This is a genomic window from Halomonas sp. H2 (genome assembly GCF_050215315.1).
GTDB lineage: Bacteria > Pseudomonadota > Gammaproteobacteria > Pseudomonadales > Halomonadaceae > Vreelandella.
Genome location: NZ_CP189760.1, coordinates 2,139,193 through 2,155,945 on the forward strand (window position 1 = coordinate 2,139,193; position 16,753 = coordinate 2,155,945).

Consider the following 16,753-nt stretch of genomic DNA (forward strand, 5'->3'; position numbering starts at 1 on the left):
AACATTTGACACGTCATCTGTTCTGAGTCGATGACCGAACGCCCCGCCACTGTTTTTCAGGGCGGGGCGTTTTTTTGCCCGACTCGGTTAGCTAATAATACAGCCAATAGCCGTTCACATAAGGAGCGCGTGATGCCAAACCCGATTAAAATAGTGACACCTGATCTTTGCGATGCACACCCAGAAGTCGCTGTTCTAGACCCAATGTTTGCCAATTTCGGCGGACTTGATGCTTTTTATGGCCCTCTCCGCACCATCAAGTGTTTTGAAGATAACTCCTTGGTAAAACAAGCGGTTGCCGAACAGGGAAATGGCGCAGTACTGGTGGTTGACGCAGGAGGTTCGCACCGCTGCGCCATGCTCGGCGACATGTTGGCAGAGCAAGCCGTCGCGAACGGCTGGGCAGGCGTTGTTATGTACGGCTGCGTGCGCGATGTGGACATACTCGCCACCCTACCGCTCGGCGTTCAAGCAATCGGCAGCCATCCGCGCAAAAGTGAAAAATACGGCGAAGGGCAGCGTGATATCGACGTCACCTTTGCCGGTGTCACGCTGCAGCCCGGCCAGTGGCTGTACGCAGATAACAACGGCATGATTGTTGCGGAGCATGAGTTGCCGCTTTCTTAATAACGACAATGTTTTAAACAAGCTTGTCTTACCAGAGCCTCTTGCCAGGTGTGGTGGTTACTGCCACCCTGGTGGCTCATTCTTACCGTTTCATGACGATGCAGCCTTTGACCTACCTTGGCTCTGCCTTACTGCGCACGTTACGCGATCATCTTCGCCCACTGATCGCCTACCACTTATTTTTTACCCTGCTCGCCTCAGCCTTACTGCTGCCAGCGATCACCTGGGTGACGCGTGGACTGCTGGCCCAGCTCAACCGCACCGTGGTCACCAATGATGAGTTGATCGGGCTACTCTTCAGCCCGCTGGGATTGGTCGGCATGCTGGTAGGGCTCGGGTTCACTTTTGTGATTATTTATTGGCAGCAAGCTGGCATGCTGCAGGTAGCCGTCAGGCCCCGCGACAACCACTATCGGCTAGCCCTCGAAGCACTCTGGCTGAGTACCCGACGGCTGCCTGCTCTGGCGGGCCTGGTTATACTCCAGGTAGGCACCCACTTATTACTGCTGGCCCCCTTTATGGTCGGGCTCGCATGGCTTTACGATATCTGGCTGAGCGGTATAGATCCCTACTATCTGCAGCGTGTTCGCCCCCCGGCATTATGGTATTTCCTTGGCTGCGCACTGCCGCTGGTTATCGCCTGGGCATGGGCAGCGTCATGGCTCTATTTGCGCTGGCTGCTGGCGCTGCCTCTAGTGGCGCTGGAACGCTGCAGCCCGTGGCAGGCACTCAAGCGTAGCGTCACCCTCACCCGTGGCTGGCGCCGCTCTATTGGCGCTGCGGTGCTGCTCCTCCTGGTGCTGATTATCAGCCTGCCGCTGCTGGTGACGCTGCTGTTTGACCGGCTATTTACGCCGCTACTGTGGTGGCTACCTGAGCATAATGCCGTGCTTATCCCGGCGATGCTCGCCTACTTACTCGGCTATGTCCTGGTCACCCTGGCCATTACCTTTATCGGTATTGCCGCCAATGCGCTGCTTTCCGCCTGCCTGTATATGCAGCTGGCCCACCGCGAGCCTCGGCCAGCGGCGCCGCCTGCAGACACTAACGCCGGTCGACTCGCCTGGGTGGTGGAGCTCAGCGTGCTTATTTTCGCTGGCCTTCAGGCTTGGTGGATACTCAACAGCTTTGAGATACATGACAACGTCGCGGTTATTGCCCACCGCGGCAGCTCCATGGTCGCGCCTGAAAACACCCTTTCCGCGTTAGAACAGTCGCTGATCGATGGCGCTGACTATATCGAAATTGACGTGCGCTTGAGCAGTGACCAGCAGGTAATGCTCTACCACGACCGCAGTATGGCGAGGCTAACCGGCGATAACCGCGAGTTTGGCGAACTGACCAGAGAACAGCTTAGTCAATTCGATGTGGGCAGTTGGTTTGGCGATGCTTTTCAAGGCGAGAATATTCCCGGCTTGGACGAAGCACTCGAAAGAGTCCGTGGCAAAGCGGGATTAATGATTGATATCAAGCCACTGCCAGGTCAAGAACAGGCCTTGGCCAATGCCGTTATTGATACCTTAAATGCAGAGAGCGATGTGCGCTATCGCTGCTGGGCGACCCAACAAAGCGCTTTCGACGGCTATACAGCGTGCGGTTTCCCTAATGCGCTAATGGACATGCGTATGGCCACGATGTCGCCATCTCTGCTGGAATATCTTCATCACCAGGTGCCAGAGCTGCGCGTTACGTTACTAGCCCAACTAATTTTACCAGGCACATTAAACCGGCGTGATTTTGCGGCATTAGGGCTACGGCATAACCGCATCAGCGAAGGGGAAGTACGCTTAGCGCGCCTATATGGTTATGAGATACACGCCTGGACCGTCAATGATCGCACCCGAATGTCGACGCTTATCGATCTGGGTGTCGATGCGATTATCACCGACTACCCAGACCGTTTAACAGCGCTTATTCAAGACCGCCGCGAGTTAAGCGACGGTGCGTTAATGCTGGTAAAACTGCGCAACTGGCTGCGCCAATAGAACGCCAGCTTAATCGCCCATGACAACACCCTCGCGACGTGGGTCGGCGCCACCAAACAGGCTGTCATCTTCAAGACGCATAATAGCCTGGAGTCCGCTGGTCAGCTCACGTTCGCTGACCGCGTGACCGCGCTCGCGCAGCGACTCGATAGTCGCCTCAGGGAAACGCCCCTCCTCCACATAGACATCACCGCCAAGCGTAATCGCATGGGGAAGATTCAACGCCTCCTGAGCACTCAGCCCCCAATCACGCAGCGCTAAAAGCGTACGCGCGGTGTAGTGAATAATCGCCGCTCCACCGGGTGACCCCAAGCTCGCCACTAACTCACCGCTTGCCTGATCGAATACCAGCGTCGGGCTCATGCTGGAACGTGGACGCTTGCCGGGCTCTACTCGGTTAGCGACCGGTTCGCCATCCACTTCAGGCTCAAATGAGAAATCGGTTAGCTCGTTATTAAGCAAGAAGCCACCGGCTAGACCTGTTCCCCCATCCGAAAGAATCCGCGAACCAAATGCCTGCTCGATGGTAGTGGTCATGGCGACCGAGTTACCATCCTCATCAATAATACTGATATGACTGGTGCCGTACTCAGGCTGCTCTGGCTGGCTAGCCCAACTGACAGCCAACTCCCCAGGATTGCCCGGTTCAGCACTATCGCCCATGCTCATCTCTTCAATCAGGGCACTACGCTGCTCTAAATATTCAGGTGCCAGCATCAACGACCAGTCACCGCCGGGTGCCTCGACAAAGTCGGGATCAGCGATGTAGCGACCTCGATCAGCAAACGCCAAACGTGAAGCCTCTAAAAACTGGTGCAACCACCCGCTGCTTGAAACGCCATTATCTAACGGAGCTTCAAGCAGCGGCTGCTGGTCAAGCATACCCAATATCTGCATTACGGTGAGATGCCCCGAAGAAGGCGGCGGGAAGCCGCACACTTCCCATTGCTGCCAGGGAGTGCAAATCGGCTCACGATCAAGCGCCTCGTAACCGTTCATATCCTCAAGCGTTAAACTGCCTGGGCGCTCAGGGTGATTCTGAACCCGCTGGACAATATCTTCTGCCACTGCGCCTTCATACAGAGCGGCACTACCTTGCGTTGCCACGCGACGGAAAACTTCTGCCAAGGCCGGGTTTTTGAGCGTTTCACCCACGGCAATGGGCTCGCCATCTGCATGGTAATAAAAGCCGCTCGCCAAAGCGTCTTGCGGCAGAAACTCATCACTGGCAAGGCTGGTATGCAACCGATTACTGACCACAAAGCCCTCTTCCGCCAAGGTAATTGCCGGTGTAAACAGCTCTTCCCAGGCTAACTCACCGTGCTCAGCGTGGGCTTTTTCAAGCATCCGCAGCGTGCCTGGCACGCCTACCGAAAGGCCGCTCGCGACTGCGTCGTTAAACGCCAGAGGTTCGCCATTTTCCAGAAATAGCTCACCGTTGACGCCTTGCGGCGCAGTTTCACGACCATCATAGGCGCGAATATCTTCGCCGTCGTAGTGCATCAAAAATGCCCCACCACCAATACCGCTGGATTGCGGCTCAACCAAATTCAGCACCATCTGTACCGCTATCGCGGCATCGATGGCATTACCACCGGCTTTGAGCACCTGATAACCCGCATCGGTCGCCAGCGGATTGGCCGCAGCTACGGCAAACGACTCGGCCGACCAACCGGGCTTGTCTTCATAGCCCGACTCACTCTCAGGGGAAATAGAGGGCGCCTCATAGCTAAACCCCCAACTATAAAGCGGTAAAACCAGCAAACCTGGCAGCACAAACTTAACCCGTTTTGGGGACATCACAGCATTCTCCCGCGACTCGTGGAACATCAGAACCTGCTTATTTTAAAACTATAAAGCCAACTACAACAGAGTAGCCTATAAAAACAGCAACGCCCGGCACAATGGCCGGGCGAAAACTAGCGCAGAAATGAACGCGACTACTATTAACGATTAATGTACCTACTTAACTATTCATGTGACTACTCGATTTTTTGGCCCGCCAGCATGAACCACGTTTCCAGTACCGCATCGGGGTTGAGCGACACCGAATCGATGCCCTGCTCCATCAGCCATTTTGCCAAATCGGGGTGGTCAGAAGGCCCCTGGCCACAAATACCCACATATTTACCCTTGGCTTTACAGGCTTGAATCGCCATAGCTAGGAGCTTTTTGACCGCTCCATTCCGTTCGTCAAACAGGTGGGCCACAATTCCGGAGTCACGATCCAAACCTAACGTTAACTGGGTCAGGTCGTTTGAGCCGATGGAGAACCCGTCAAAGTACTCCAGGAACTCGTCGGCAAGCAAAGCGTTGGCGGGCAGCTCGCACATCATAATCACTTTTAACCCGGTTGGGCCGCCGCGCTCCAGGCCGTTCGCGGCCAGCAGCTCTACCACCTCACGTGCTTCATCGGTGGTACGCACAAAAGGCACCATGATTTCGATATTCTCGAAGCCCATCTCTTCGCGCACCCGCTTTAGCGCCCGGCACTCAAGCTCAAAGCAGGGCCGAAATGCCTCTGAAATGTAGCGTGATGCGCCGCGGAAGCCCAGCATGGGATTCTCTTCGCCCGGCTCATAGAGCTTGCCGCCGATCAGGTTTTCGTATTCGTTTGACTTGAAGTCTGACAGCCGCACGATGACACGTTGGGGGTGGAACGCCGCCGCCAACGTAGAGATACCTTCAACCAGTTTATCGACATAGAAATTGACTGGGTCGGTGTAACCCGCCGTACGTAAATCGATCACTTGCTGCAAGTCTACTGGCAGCGTGTCGTACTCCAATAGCGCTTTGGGATGGACGCCGATCATGCGGTTGATGATAAATTCGAGTCGCGCTAAGCCCACGCCTGCGTGGGGCAAACTGGCAAAGCCAAAAGCGCGATCGGGGTTGCCCACATTCATCATGATTTTGAAGGGAATTTCCGGCATTGCATCAACACTGGAGACTTTGCAGTCAAACTCCAGCAGCCCTTCATAAACATTGCCGGTGTCGCCTTCCGCGCACGAGACCGTGACGTCGATGCCCTCTTTTAACTGGGTAGTGGCATCGCCACAGCCGACCACTGCGGGGATGCCCAGCTCACGGGCGATGATCGCCGCGTGACAGGTACGCCCACCGCGATTGGTGACGATTGCGGAAGCCCGCTTCATGATCGGCTCCCAATCTGGGTCGGTCATATCGGTGACCAGGATATCGCCATCATGGATCTTATCCATGTCGTCAGGGCTGAGTACGACTTTCACGGTGCCACGCCCAATGCGCTGGCCAATCGCCCGCCCGGTAAGCAGCGTGCGTCCCTTTTCACGCAGTTGGAAGCGCTCAAGCTTACCGCCCTCCTGCTGGGAGACCACCGTTTCAGGACGCGCCTGAACGATATACAGCTCGCCGTCATCGCCATCTAACGCCCATTCAATATCCATGGGCCGCTGGTAGTGCTGCTCAATGGTCATCGCCTGGCGGGCCAGATCCATCACTTGCTGATCATTAAGGCAGAAACGGCTTCGATCCTGATGCGGCACATCGACGGTTTCCACCGACTTACCCGCGCTGGCATCCTGGCCGTAAACCATCTTGATCAGTTTGGAACCTAAGTTACGGCGCAGCACCGCCGGGCGGCCCGCCGCCAGGGTCGGTTTATGCACGTAGAATTCGTCAGGGTTGACGGCGCCCTGCACCACGGTTTCGCCCAAGCCCCACGAGGCGGTGACAAAAACGGCCTCTTTAAAGCCGGATTCGGTATCCAGGGTAAACATAACGCCTGCCGCGCCGGTTTCTGAGCGCACCATCTTCTGCACGCCTGCGGACAAAGCGACATTCTCATGGGCGTAGCCGCGGTGTACGCGGTAAGAGATCGCGCGATCATTAAATAGCGAGGCAAAGACTTCGTGCACAGCGCGCTTAATATTGTCGAAGCCTTCAATATTAAGAAATGTTTCCTGCTGGCCCGCGAAGGAAGCGTCGGGTAGATCTTCGGCAGTGGCTGAGCTACGCACGGCTACTTTTAACTGCGGATGCTGTTGCTGCAGCTGGCCATACGCATCGCGCAGGGCCGCTTCAAAAGTAGGCGGCAGCGGCGTATCGATGATCCACTGGCGAATATTGCGGCCTGCCTCGGCCAGCGCCTTAACATCGTCGACATCCAGGCGAGCCAGGGTGGCATTAATGCGCTCGTTCAACCCTTCGTGGGAGAGAAATTCACGGTAAGCGTGGGCGGTAGTGGCAAAACCGCCGGGAACCGTTACGCCAGCACCGGACAGGTTAGAAATCATCTCACCCAGCGAGGCGTTTTTACCACCTACGCGTTCGACGTCCGCCATGCCCAGCTGATCGAACCACAGAATGTACTCTTCCACGTAACCCCCTCGCTCATAGATATCGGCATGGCCGCTGATATGGGCATTAATGCCGTGGGCCATGGATAATTCACTGAGCTACCCTAGCACCGCGCCGATATATTCGCCATTGGTCTAATAGCGAAGAGAGTGGAGGATTTTTACAACAGCGGTGCGTTTTAGGCTATTTATGTAGTCAGGCACATTCGGCGCTGTCATAGCAGCCGATGACACGTTGTGCAGGCAACCGGCCCGGCACACAATAGGCAGATCACTCACCAATGGATTGCGTTATGAAACGTACGGCTTTTTTTATTTCAGATGGTACCGGCATCACGGCGGAAAGTTTAGGGCGTAGCTTGCTGGCCCAGTTCAGCGATGTTGAGATCGATATGCAGACCAAGCCTTATATCGATACGCTGGAGAAAGCTCAGGCGTTAGCCGCGATTATTGAGTCAACGGCCAACCGCGACGGCCACCGTCCGATTATTATTGACACCATCGTGGATCAACAGATTCGCGGCGCCATTCGTCAGGCATCCGGGTTTAAAGTCGATATTTTTTCAACCTTCCTCGAGCCCTTAGAGCAGGAGCTAGAGACGCACTCATCCTACAGCGTGGGTCGCACTCACTCGATTGGCAGCGATGACGTCTATATGGATCGCATCCACTCCGTGCACTTCGCGCTGGATAATGATGACGGTGCACGCACCCACCAATACGATAAAGCCGATATTATTCTGGTCGGCGTCTCGCGCTGTGGCAAAACACCTACCTCGCTCTATTTGGCGCTGCAGTTTGGCATTCGGGCGGCTAACTACCCGCTGACGGAAGACGATTTAGACGAAGATGGCATGCTCAAGCTGCCCAAGGCGCTCGCGCCCCATCAGCAAAAGCTGTTTGGCTTAACCATCGATGCGCGACGCTTATCGGCGATTCGCAACGAGAGACGCCCCAATAGCCGCTATAGCTCGATGGATCAGTGCCTGCAAGAAGTAGAGCAGGCAGAGTCACTCTACCGCACCATGCACATACCATTTATCGATGCGACGCGTTTTTCTGTCGAGGAAATTTCTACCCGTATGATTGCCGAAACCGGCTTAGCGAGGCGCTTCTCGCCCCGCTAAGCCGCAATAACCACGACAAGCCCTCAGCGGATTACATGCCTTTGGGGGCAAAAATCCCCGGCGCGTTGCGCCAATAACCTTTGTAATCCATGCCGAAGCCAAACACGTAGCGGTCGGCAACTTCCAGACTACAGTAGTCGGCTTTTAAACCAGGCACTGCTTTGCGATTGTGCTGTTTATCCACCAGCACCGCTGTCGTGACGCTGGCGGCCTGGGCTTCTTCGCAGTAAGCCAAAATCGCCGCCAGGGTCGCGCCCTCATCCAAAATATCGTCGACGATAACCACATGACGTCCGGCCATCGGCACTTCCGGGGAAACGCGCCAAAACAGCTCGCCGCCGCGCAGCTCATTGCGGTACCGCGTGGCATGCAGGTAGTCCACTTCCAGCGGAAAGCCCAAGCGGGTTAGCAGGTGCCCGGTGGTAATCAAGCCGCCATTCATCACGCAGTAAAAAACCGGCAGTTTATCGCCTAAATCTCGGGTGATCGCTGCCGCCATGCGATCAAGCGCCCGCTCTACCTCTGGCTGCGAAATTAAGCAGTCGGCGTTATCCATCAGTTCACGCATCGAGTCCCGCGACGCTAAGGCATCTTTATCCAGCTTTGACATCTACCAACTCCAAGGCGGGTTAACGGCTTCATTTATTTAAGTAAAGGACTTACTCAGCGCTGGGCTTGGGCTTATTAGCTAGCGCTTCCAACTTGGCGTGGGCACGCCGCCAGCGGCCCAGCGCACTGAGTGCATCCAGGTCTGGCCGCGCACGGCTATAGCGCAGTTTGGCAGGCCGCTTGGTATTAATCCCTTGGCACGCTTGCATGACGTCCAGCGCAGCAGCGCGGTCATTACACACCAGCAGCATATCGCAGCCTGCTGCTAATGCTGCCTGGGCGCGCGCCTTGGGCTCACCCGCTTCGTGGGCGCCCGCCATACTTAGATCATCAGAGAAGATACAGCCTTTGAAGCCTAGCGACTCCCTTAGCATGCCCAGCCAGTTAGGTGAGAATCCTGCTGGGCGCGTATCAAAAGCGGGGTAAATAACGTGCGCAGGCATGACCCCATCCAACTGCGCGGCTAACTGGGTAAAGGGCAAAAGATCGTGCTGTTTAATCACCTCTAGGGGGCGGTCATCGACTGGGAGCGCAACGTGGGAATCCGCCGCAACCCCACCATGGCCAGGGAAGTGCTTGCCCACAGCAGCCATGCCAGCATCGTGAAGCCCTTGGATAAACGCACTACCCAACTGCGCTACATGCTGGGGATCACTGCTAAAACTACGGTCACCAATAACGCTGGATAGACCGCTCTCAACATCCAACACCGGGGCAAAGCTCAGATCCAACCCACAGGCGGCCATCTCCATCCCCAACACCCATCCGGCATCTTTGGCTAACGCCAGACCATCTTCAGGAGTAGCGCGATAGCACTCGCCGATACGGGCCATGGCAGGCAGACGTGTTAAGCCCTCTTTAATGCGTTGGACGCGACCGCCCTCCTGATCCACAGCAAGCAGTAAATCAGCCCGCACGCGGCGAATATCACTGCACAGCTGGCGCACCTGATAGCCATTCTCGACATTGCGGGCAAAGAGAATAACGCCCCCCACCGCCGGTTCTAGCAACAAGCGTTTTTCTGCAGCCGTCAATTCTGGGCCTTCAAGGTCAAGCATGACCGGGCCTAACGGTTGAGTCATTGTGATAGATCCATTAAAAGGGGCGATGATTCTAGACGATCGTCTAGCGGTGTCAAAATCTGAGTCGAATCACCGCTGTTGAAGTCAGTCAAAGGATTGCCGACCACCGTGCAGCCAAACGGCGGTACCCGGCAGCGCTATTGAGAAGATATACAGCAAATCGCTGTTGCGTAAACGAATACAGCCGTGAGAAGCGGCTAAACCCATGGGCTGGTCGGCAGGCGTGCCGTGCAGGTAAATATAGCGCCGCTGGGAGTCAACCTGCCCCCCACGGTTGACGCCTTTCTCCAAACCACACAGCCATAGGATACGAGTCAAAATCCAGTCGCGCTCAGGATGCGTCTCGGCAAGCGCATTCGAAAACACTTCGCCTGTCCAACGGCGGCCACGAAACACCGCGTTTTCCGGCTTATCTCCGCCAATAGCCGCGCGTATATAGTGCCAGCCGTGGGGCGTTTTGCCGCTGCCATTACGCTCGCCAATACCCGCCGCACCTGTAGATATCGCACACTCGTGCAGCACTTTCGGCCCTCGCCAACAGCGCAACCGTTGCTGGGTGGTGTCAATCTCCAGCCAGATGCTCCCGGTAGGGGGTAGTTCAGCTAGCCTAGGCGTTTGCATGTTTTCCTTCTTCTGACTTGGCTTCTTCAAGGGCCAGAGGTAACGGCGCATTCATAGCAGCCACGACTACCGGCAGCAGCCGCTTGACCAAATCACGCACGGTGACCTGCTCGTGGTAGTCCTTTTCCGCAATATCACGCAGTGCATCAAGGCCGGAGAGCGTAAATATCACCGTGCCGAGCATAAAGTGTAGCCGCCAAAAGCGTTCGGCGTCAGGCAAGTCGGGGGTGGCCTGGCGGACAAGTTCAGTAAAACGGGTAAACACATCGCCATACTCTTGTTGAATATAGCGCCTGAGATGCCCCTGGGCCTGGCTGTAAGCCAGGCCCAGCAAGCGCATAAACACTTTTAAACTGTTGCGCTCGGCAGGCACTGCAAGAACCGTCGTGGCCATGGTTTCTAGCAGTGTTTCAAGTGGAATAACACGCCCTGCTTGCTGAGCTTCTAGCTCATCAAGCGCGGTATGAAAGCGCTGGGTAAAGGGATCCAGGTAGCGAGAAAAAACAGCTTGGATCAACGCCTTCTTAGAGCCGAAGTGGTAATTCACTGCAGCTAAGTTGACGCGCGCCTTGCTAGTGATATTACGCAGCGACGTTTCGGCAAAACCACGCTCTGCAAACAGCACTTCGGCGGTATCGAGTATACGGGTTACCGTATCAGATTGTGCCATGTCGCCCTCCAGGGAAACGGGTGTTTAAAACATTATAAAATACTATTCCATAACCCGGGCAGGCTCAACGCTTGATTTACTCACACAAGGTGATGCCTTTCATAAGGAGAAGCTTAGTATTAAACAATTAGGGTATTAAACAATTAGAAAAATTAGCGGGGCACTACAGAGGGTATTGACAGGCCATATACTGGACAGAGGAACATACTGTATACTTAACCACCCGTAGATTAAGTCGTCATTTAATTTGTTACTGTCTATTCACTATTTATGGAGTCTGGTATGTCGCGTCCGCTAACCGCTCGCCAACAGCACGTATTTGATTTTATCGTTAAGACAATGGGCGAACTTGGCTACCCTCCTACTCGCGCAGAAATCGCCAAGGCGCTTGGTTTTCGCTCGCCGAACGCCGCTGAAGAGCACCTGCGCGCACTGGAGCGTAAAGGCGTTATTCGCATTATTCGCAATACTTCACGCGGTATCCGCCTGCCTAATCAAGAGCCGCAAGAAGCTCTGGACGCCTCCGTTACGGCCTTACCCGCCAATATTGAAACACTGCCGACTGGCTTACCGGTCATTGGCGAAGTGGCGGCTGGCAGCCCTATTTTAGCCGCTGAGCATATTGACCGTTATTGCCCGTTGCCCGCCGAATATTTCACTCCGAAGGCCGATTATCTGCTGCGCGTGCGGGGTCTTTCGATGAAGGATATTGGCATTTTAGAGGGCGATTTACTGGCAGTGCATCGCACCGAGCGCGTACGCGATGGCCAGATTGTGGTAGCACGCCTAGATGATGAAGTAACGGTTAAGCGCTTCAAACGTCAGGGGCACCAAGTGACGCTGTTTGCCGAGAACCCTGACTTTGCACCGATTGAAATCGATCTGCGCTCCCAGTCGCTCGATATCGAAGGCGTCGGCGTTGGTGTGATTCGTGGCGGCAACGGTCAGGCACTCGGCTAGCAGTCGGCCCCTACTGCAGGTCGATATAGCGGTGGTCATTGAAGGTGGCCACCCAGTTTGGGTGATAGACCAGCAGAATACTCAGTAGCATACCGGTGATAAACGCCTCAGAAGGCATTAGCAGCGGCAAGAAGCGCGCATACTCTTGGGCCAGATAAACCGCTTCAGGGTCAGTCCCCGCGACGATGATCAGCAGCACGACTGCAAGCCCCGCCCCCAACGTGGCTAAGGCCGTGCCAAAAAAGCCGCAGGTGAACAGAAACACCATCAAATTATCCGGTAGGCGGCGATCGACCAGCCGCCATACCGCGCCAATAATCGCCGCAGGCACAATCCCGGTCACCAGTACATTAGCCCCCAGCAGCAGCCATTCATTGCGGCCGATGACCACCATCGCCACGTTAATCAGCAGGTTACTGATCAACGCCAGCGGCACCTTAAAGACCAAGGTCATTAATACTGTGAAAACAAGGTGCAAGGTCAGCCAATCAACCGCCTGAGCGCGCAGTTGCCACATCAGCACCACCGCCAGCGTAGCGCCTAACCAGCGGTGCTGAAGCGCCGAATCCGCTATCAACACTTTCCAGGGTCGCCCCCAAAGCACCCATGCGATCACTGCTAACGAGAGTAGCCAAGTGAGCAGCAGCGCCCAGGGCGCCAGTACGCTTTGCGCAAAAGACATGACAGCCTCGCTGTTTATCAAGCGTTAGCTAAAAACTACCGTTTTATTACCGTGCACCAGCACGCGATCTTCCAAATGCCAGCGGAGACCACGAGCGAGCACTGCTTTTTCGACGTCACGACCAAAACGGACTAAGTCAGTGGGCGTATGACAGTGGCTAACACGATGAATATCCTGTTCGATGATGGGGCCTGCGTCGAGCTCCTCGGTCACATAGTGGCAGGTAGCACCAATCAACTTAACGCCCCGCTGGTAAGCCTGGTGGTAGGGTTTTGCCCCGGCAAAAGAGGGCAAAAAGCTGTGGTGAATATTGATCACTCGCCCTGCATAGCGCGCGCACAGCTCGGGAGGCAGGATTTGCATATAGCGCGCCAGTACCACGCAGTCGGCGCGCGCGCTGTCGATTTCGGCTTGGACCTTAGCAAACGACGCTTGCTTATTGTCGGGGTCTACCGGCACATGGTGGTAAACAATGCCGTACCACTCGGTCAGTGAACGCATATCGTCATGATTGGAGATTACTCCGACGATATCGCAATCCAGCTCACCCGCCTGCCAGCGATAAAGTAGATCGACCAAGCAGTGTGACTCCCGCGAGACCATCAACACAACGCGCCGACGCTGCTGGGTATCCACCAGTGACCATTGCATATTGAATTCGCTGGCTACCGGTTCAAATGCTGCCCGCAAAGCCTCCACCGACATACCTACCGAATCCGCCAGAATTTCGTAGCGCATAAAAAAGCAGCCGGTTTCTAAATCGGAGTGCTGGCTAGCTTCAGTGATGGAGCCGCCCTGCTGGGCAATAAAGCTCGAGACCCGTGCAACAATACCCACCCGGTCAGGACAGGAAACCACTAAACGATAATAATGAGACATAAGAGCTGCTTTTGACCTATTTCGACCTGACTAATAAAAAACCAACATAACAAACCAACGTAACAAACCGCATGACGCACCAGCGGCTTAGGAAGTTAGCTAAGTTGCATAGCGTCCAAGTTGCATAGTGTATCGGAAGGCCAAGGATGATTGTTAGCCGCCCCTGCCTTCCCGTATAGTTAAAGCATTACTTTTTAGGCTTTTCATAACAGATGCATTCACCACGCGTTCAAATTCGTCCCCGTCGTCGTCCTCCGCTGCGCATACTGCCGCTGGGAGGAAGCGGTGAGATTGGAATGAATCTAACGCTTTACGGCTATGACGATCACTGGATTGCCATCGATTGCGGCATGATGATCCGCCAGGATCTTCCCAACTCGCCACTGCAGGTACCTAATCTCGATACGCCGAAAGCACTGGGGATCGTGCCCAAAGCGCTCTTTATCACCCATGGTCATGAAGACCACATTGGTGCGGCAGCCTGGCTCTGGCCGATGTGGAACTGCCCCATTTATGCCACCCCGCTGGCGGCGGGCCTGTTGCGGATAAAGTTTGCCGAGCATCAGCTTAGCAGTGCAGCTATCCAGGTTATCGAACCTGGCGAGGCGCTGGAAAGCGGGCCGTTCACGCTGCGCTATTTGCTGTTAACCCATTCGATCCCAGAAAGCTGTGCATTGATAATGATGGCCGGTGGCTACCGCGTCTTGCATACCGGGGACTGGAAACTCGATCCTGAACCGATTATCGGTACGCCGATCAACGCGGCTCACTTTAAGGCGCTTGCGCCGGTTGACTTGGTAGTGGGCGATTCCACCAACGCTCCTATGCCCGGTCACTCAGGCAGCGAAGGGGATGTCGCCCGGGCGCTGGCAAAAACCCTCGCCAAATGTCAGGGCCGCGTGGTGATCTCCTGTTTTGCCAGCAATCTTGCCCGGGTATTAGCCATAGGACGCGCGGCACATCGATGCGGCCGTCGTATCAGCTTGATGGGACGCTCTATGGAGCGCATGGTCAGCGTCGCGCGGGGGCTCGGCTATATGGATGATTTACCGCCGCTGGTGCCCAATCACGACCTGGGCTACCTACCCCCGGATGAAGTGGTGATTATCGCCACCGGCAGCCAGGGAGAGCCACGCGCCGCGCTACAGCGCCTAGCCCAGGGCCGTCACCCCTATGTAGACCTTCAGCCAGGCGATAACGTCATCTTCTCGGCCAAAGCTATCCCCGGCAATGAGCGACCCATTGAGCAGCTTAAAAAGCGTTTGACGCACTTAGGTGTCAGCATCTATGACGAGTTCAATCACCCTGAATTACACGCCACAGGGCATCCTGCTCAGGATGAGCTAATCAAGCTCTATCAGTGGGTTCAACCAAAACACCTGATGCCTGTACACGGCGAAGCACGCCACCAGCAGGCTCATCAGGCCATCGCCAAGCAGCTGGGCATTAACGCACCACTGACGCCAGTGAATGGCGATCTGATCAGTTTTGATAGCCACGGGCTGCGCTGTGAGGCGCGCTATCCGCAGCCTCCCTGCATTGTCAGCCAAAATAGCGTGGTGCCCCACCCTGGCTTAGAGGTGAACGATGCCAATAAAGCCCGTCGCGGCAGCTTGTACCTTGCGCTGCCGGTGACCGCGACTGCCACTGGCTGGGCACGTATTGGCCGCTTGATGCTGGATGCCTCAGGTGCCAGCCCGCTGGATGAAGATAGCTTTAGCGATTGGCTGGATGATCAGCTTGAGGAGATTGCCGCAGAGACGCTTGCCGACTTGCGCCAGGCATTGCAGTCCCGCTTAGTTCACTGGCTAGCAGACCATATGCAGCATCTGCCCGACGTACATCTGCAGATTATGGCCGCCGAGATGCCGGAACTTGCCGACCTAGATAGCACAATTAATCGTTAGCCCAGCGCGCCGCGTCCTGTTGGTCGGAGTGGCGCTCTTTGACCCAGTATTCGCCTTGTGCAGAGTGCTCTTTCTTCCAGAAAGGCGCCTGGGTTTTGAGATAATCCATAATAAAATCACAGGCTTCAAACGCCTCCCGACGGTGAGCACTGGCCACTAGCACCCGCACAATAGGGTCGCCCGGCTGCAAGTAGCCTACTCGATGAATAATGCGTACGGCCTGCAGCGACCAGCGCTGGCAGGCCTGCTCACCAATCTCTGACAAAGTGCGCTCGGTCATGCCGGGATAGTGTTCCAGCGTTAACCCAGTGACATCGGGCGTTTCATTAAAATCGCGCACCAGCCCGGTAAAACTCACCACTGCACCAATATCGCTGCGGCCAGTCAATATATCGTCATAGCCGTCGTCCATAGAGAAAGGTGCTGCTTGAATTGCTACCTTGATATCCATCTTAATAGCCACACTTAGCCCCCTGTAACCGGCGGGAAAAACGCCACTTCGTCATCGTCGGTCACCAGTGCATCATCGTTTGCCATCACTTGGTTGATGGCGCATAACGTACGCTGGTCGGTGAGTTGTTTAAATCGCTCATCGCGCTCGACCAGCGCCGCTTTCAATCCGCTAATATCGCGGCTAGCCAGCTGATCAAGACTGACTACCGCCTCGCTCTCACCTACCCGCTCGCGCAGTTCGGCTAAAAACTTAACCCGTACGCAGGGCGATGGGCAGCGTTCGCCCAAGCTGACCTCCCCCACCATGCCAGCGCCTGTAACAATCGGCGCCTGTGCGTTTATGCGCTGGTAATCGCCGCGCTGGCCACCCTGCTTACTATCGAGCTGAATGGCCTCAATATGCATATTTTTGTCGACCGCTTTACACATATCGTAAAGCGTTAAACAGGCCACAGAGACAGCCGTTAGCGCCTCCATTTCAACCCCGGTACGGCCGTTCAAGCGGCACAGTGACGTCACGTAAACGCAGGTGTTGGCAAAATCGATCTCGAACTCAACCGACACTTTTGATAGTGCCAGGGAGTGACAAAGAGGAATCAACTCATGGGTGCGCTTGGCCGCCTGAATACCGGCGATACGCGCGGTAGCCAGCACATCCCCCTTGGGCAATTCACCGTCGCCAAGTAATTTCAGCGTTTCCGGCTGCATCACAATACACCCCGAAGCGACGGCTTCACGACGAGTTTCTTGTTTATCGCCGACATCCACCATATTGGCTTCGCCACGCGTATTGAGGTGGGTTAGATGCATGTTG

At 55.4% G+C, this 16,753-nt stretch carries 15 protein-coding genes; 5 read left to right on the forward strand and 10 right to left on the reverse strand.

The features are described from left to right. Positions 1 to 132 precede the first annotated feature (132 nt). The gene (rraA, locus tag ACQE2I_RS09915) at positions 133 to 627 is read left to right on the forward strand and encodes a ribonuclease E activity regulator RraA (RefSeq protein WP_427027958.1); all 495 of its coding nucleotides are present in this window, start codon (positions 133 to 135) and stop codon (positions 625 to 627) included. Positions 628 to 668: 41 nt separating this feature from the next. Then, complete coding sequence (locus tag ACQE2I_RS09920) at positions 669 to 2,612, forward strand: glycerophosphodiester phosphodiesterase family protein (protein WP_427031426.1); 1,944 nt, start codon at positions 669 to 671, stop codon at positions 2,610 to 2,612. A gap of 9 nt (positions 2,613 to 2,621) precedes the next feature. Here ACQE2I_RS09920 and ggt read toward each other — a convergent pair whose 3' ends face one another. Then, the gene (gene ggt, locus ACQE2I_RS09925; protein WP_427031429.1) at positions 2,622 to 4,412 is read right to left on the reverse strand and encodes a gamma-glutamyltransferase; all 1,791 of its coding nucleotides are present in this window, start codon (positions 4,410 to 4,412) and stop codon (positions 2,622 to 2,624) included. 182 nt (positions 4,413 to 4,594) lie between these two features. Further along, entirely contained in the window at positions 4,595 to 6,970 is a 2,376-nt protein-coding gene (gene ppsA, locus ACQE2I_RS09930; protein ID WP_427031430.1) for a phosphoenolpyruvate synthase, read from the reverse strand. Positions 6,971 to 7,242: 272 nt separating this feature from the next. On the opposite strand from ppsA, the gene ppsR reads away from it, so the two are divergent. After that, on the forward strand, positions 7,243 to 8,076 hold the full coding sequence (gene ppsR, locus ACQE2I_RS09935; protein ID WP_427027959.1) for a posphoenolpyruvate synthetase regulatory kinase/phosphorylase PpsR: 834 nt from the start codon (positions 7,243 to 7,245) through the stop codon (positions 8,074 to 8,076). Between the two features lie 31 nt (positions 8,077 to 8,107). Here ppsR and ACQE2I_RS09940 read toward each other — a convergent pair whose 3' ends face one another. The 4 genes from ACQE2I_RS09940 to ACQE2I_RS09955 all read right to left on the reverse strand — a co-directional run bounded on the left by ACQE2I_RS09940 (position 8,108) and on the right by ACQE2I_RS09955 (position 11,058). After that, complete coding sequence (locus tag ACQE2I_RS09940; RefSeq protein ID WP_427027960.1) at positions 8,108 to 8,686, reverse strand: hypoxanthine-guanine phosphoribosyltransferase; 579 nt, start codon at positions 8,684 to 8,686, stop codon at positions 8,108 to 8,110. Positions 8,687 to 8,735: 49 nt separating this feature from the next. Continuing rightward, positions 8,736 to 9,767 carry a beta-N-acetylhexosaminidase gene (gene nagZ, locus ACQE2I_RS09945; protein WP_427027961.1) on the reverse strand — a complete coding sequence of 344 codons (1,032 nt, stop codon included), beginning with the start codon at positions 9,765 to 9,767 and terminating at the stop codon, positions 8,736 to 8,738. An 84-nt stretch (positions 9,768 to 9,851) separates the two neighbouring features. After that, positions 9,852 to 10,388, reverse strand: a complete 537-nt coding sequence (locus ACQE2I_RS09950) for a L,D-transpeptidase family protein (RefSeq protein WP_427027962.1) — start codon at positions 10,386 to 10,388, stop codon at positions 9,852 to 9,854. Continuing rightward, positions 10,375 to 11,058: a TetR/AcrR family transcriptional regulator gene (locus ACQE2I_RS09955; RefSeq protein WP_427027963.1), complete on the reverse strand. Its 684-nt coding sequence runs from the start codon at positions 11,056 to 11,058 to the stop codon at positions 10,375 to 10,377. The genes ACQE2I_RS09950 and ACQE2I_RS09955 overlap by 14 nt, the downstream gene beginning before the upstream one ends. 282 nt (positions 11,059 to 11,340) lie before the next feature. On the opposite strand from ACQE2I_RS09955, the gene lexA reads away from it, so the two are divergent. Beyond that, on the forward strand, positions 11,341 to 12,018 hold the full coding sequence (gene lexA / locus ACQE2I_RS09960) for a transcriptional repressor LexA (RefSeq protein ID WP_427027964.1): 678 nt from the start codon (positions 11,341 to 11,343) through the stop codon (positions 12,016 to 12,018). A 10-nt stretch (positions 12,019 to 12,028) separates the two neighbouring features. Here lexA and ACQE2I_RS09965 read toward each other — a convergent pair whose 3' ends face one another. Both ACQE2I_RS09965 and purU read right to left on the reverse strand, forming a co-directional pair. Beyond that, positions 12,029 to 12,700 carry an energy-coupling factor ABC transporter permease gene (locus tag ACQE2I_RS09965; RefSeq protein WP_427027965.1) on the reverse strand — a complete coding sequence of 224 codons (672 nt, stop codon included), beginning with the start codon at positions 12,698 to 12,700 and terminating at the stop codon, positions 12,029 to 12,031. 24 nt (positions 12,701 to 12,724) lie between these two features. Further along, the gene (gene purU / locus ACQE2I_RS09970; protein ID WP_427027966.1) at positions 12,725 to 13,579 is read right to left on the reverse strand and encodes a formyltetrahydrofolate deformylase; all 855 of its coding nucleotides are present in this window, start codon (positions 13,577 to 13,579) and stop codon (positions 12,725 to 12,727) included. A gap of 296 nt (positions 13,580 to 13,875) precedes the next feature. On the opposite strand from purU, the gene ACQE2I_RS09975 reads away from it, so the two are divergent. Next, positions 13,876 to 15,486, forward strand: coding sequence for a ribonuclease J (locus tag ACQE2I_RS09975; RefSeq protein ID WP_427031432.1), 1,611 nt, complete (start codon positions 13,876 to 13,878; stop codon positions 15,484 to 15,486). Here ACQE2I_RS09975 and moaE read toward each other — a convergent pair. Further along, on the reverse strand, positions 15,476 to 15,937 hold the full coding sequence (gene moaE / locus ACQE2I_RS09980; protein ID WP_427031433.1) for a molybdopterin synthase catalytic subunit MoaE: 462 nt from the start codon (positions 15,935 to 15,937) through the stop codon (positions 15,476 to 15,478). The genes ACQE2I_RS09975 and moaE overlap by 11 nt on opposite strands. A 14-nt stretch (positions 15,938 to 15,951) precedes the next feature. Then, positions 15,952 to 16,749, reverse strand: a complete 798-nt coding sequence (moaC, locus tag ACQE2I_RS09985; protein ID WP_427027967.1) for a cyclic pyranopterin monophosphate synthase MoaC — start codon at positions 16,747 to 16,749, stop codon at positions 15,952 to 15,954. Positions 16,750 to 16,753: the final 4 nt, after the last annotated feature.

Excerpts from the sequence above, each read along its gene's own strand:
- rraA (WP_427027958.1), top strand. The coding sequence starts at position 133 with ATGCCAAACCCGATTAAAATAGTGACACCTGATCTTTGCGATGCACAC.
- ggt (WP_427031429.1), bottom strand. The coding sequence starts at position 4,412 with ATGTCCCCAAAACGGGTTAAGTTTGTGCTGCCAGGTTTGCTGGTTTTA.
- ppsR (WP_427027959.1), top strand. The coding sequence starts at position 7,243 with ATGAAACGTACGGCTTTTTTTATTTCAGATGGTACCGGCATCACGGCG.
- ACQE2I_RS09940 (WP_427027960.1), bottom strand. The coding sequence starts at position 8,686 with ATGTCAAAGCTGGATAAAGATGCCTTAGCGTCGCGGGACTCGATGCGT.
- nagZ (WP_427027961.1), bottom strand. The coding sequence starts at position 9,767 with ATGACTCAACCGTTAGGCCCGGTCATGCTTGACCTTGAAGGCCCAGAA.
- ACQE2I_RS09950 (WP_427027962.1), bottom strand. The coding sequence starts at position 10,388 with ATGCAAACGCCTAGGCTAGCTGAACTACCCCCTACCGGGAGCATCTGG.
- ACQE2I_RS09955 (WP_427027963.1), bottom strand. The coding sequence starts at position 11,058 with ATGGCACAATCTGATACGGTAACCCGTATACTCGATACCGCCGAAGTG.
- lexA (WP_427027964.1), top strand. The coding sequence starts at position 11,341 with ATGTCGCGTCCGCTAACCGCTCGCCAACAGCACGTATTTGATTTTATC.
- ACQE2I_RS09965 (WP_427027965.1), bottom strand. The coding sequence starts at position 12,700 with ATGTCTTTTGCGCAAAGCGTACTGGCGCCCTGGGCGCTGCTGCTCACT.
- purU (WP_427027966.1), bottom strand. The coding sequence starts at position 13,579 with ATGTCTCATTATTATCGTTTAGTGGTTTCCTGTCCTGACCGGGTGGGT.
- ACQE2I_RS09975 (WP_427031432.1), top strand. The coding sequence starts at position 13,876 with ATGAATCTAACGCTTTACGGCTATGACGATCACTGGATTGCCATCGAT.
- moaE (WP_427031433.1), bottom strand. The coding sequence starts at position 15,937 with ATGGATATCAAGGTAGCAATTCAAGCAGCACCTTTCTCTATGGACGAC.
- moaC (WP_427027967.1), bottom strand. The coding sequence starts at position 16,749 with ATGCATCTAACCCACCTCAATACGCGTGGCGAAGCCAATATGGTGGAT.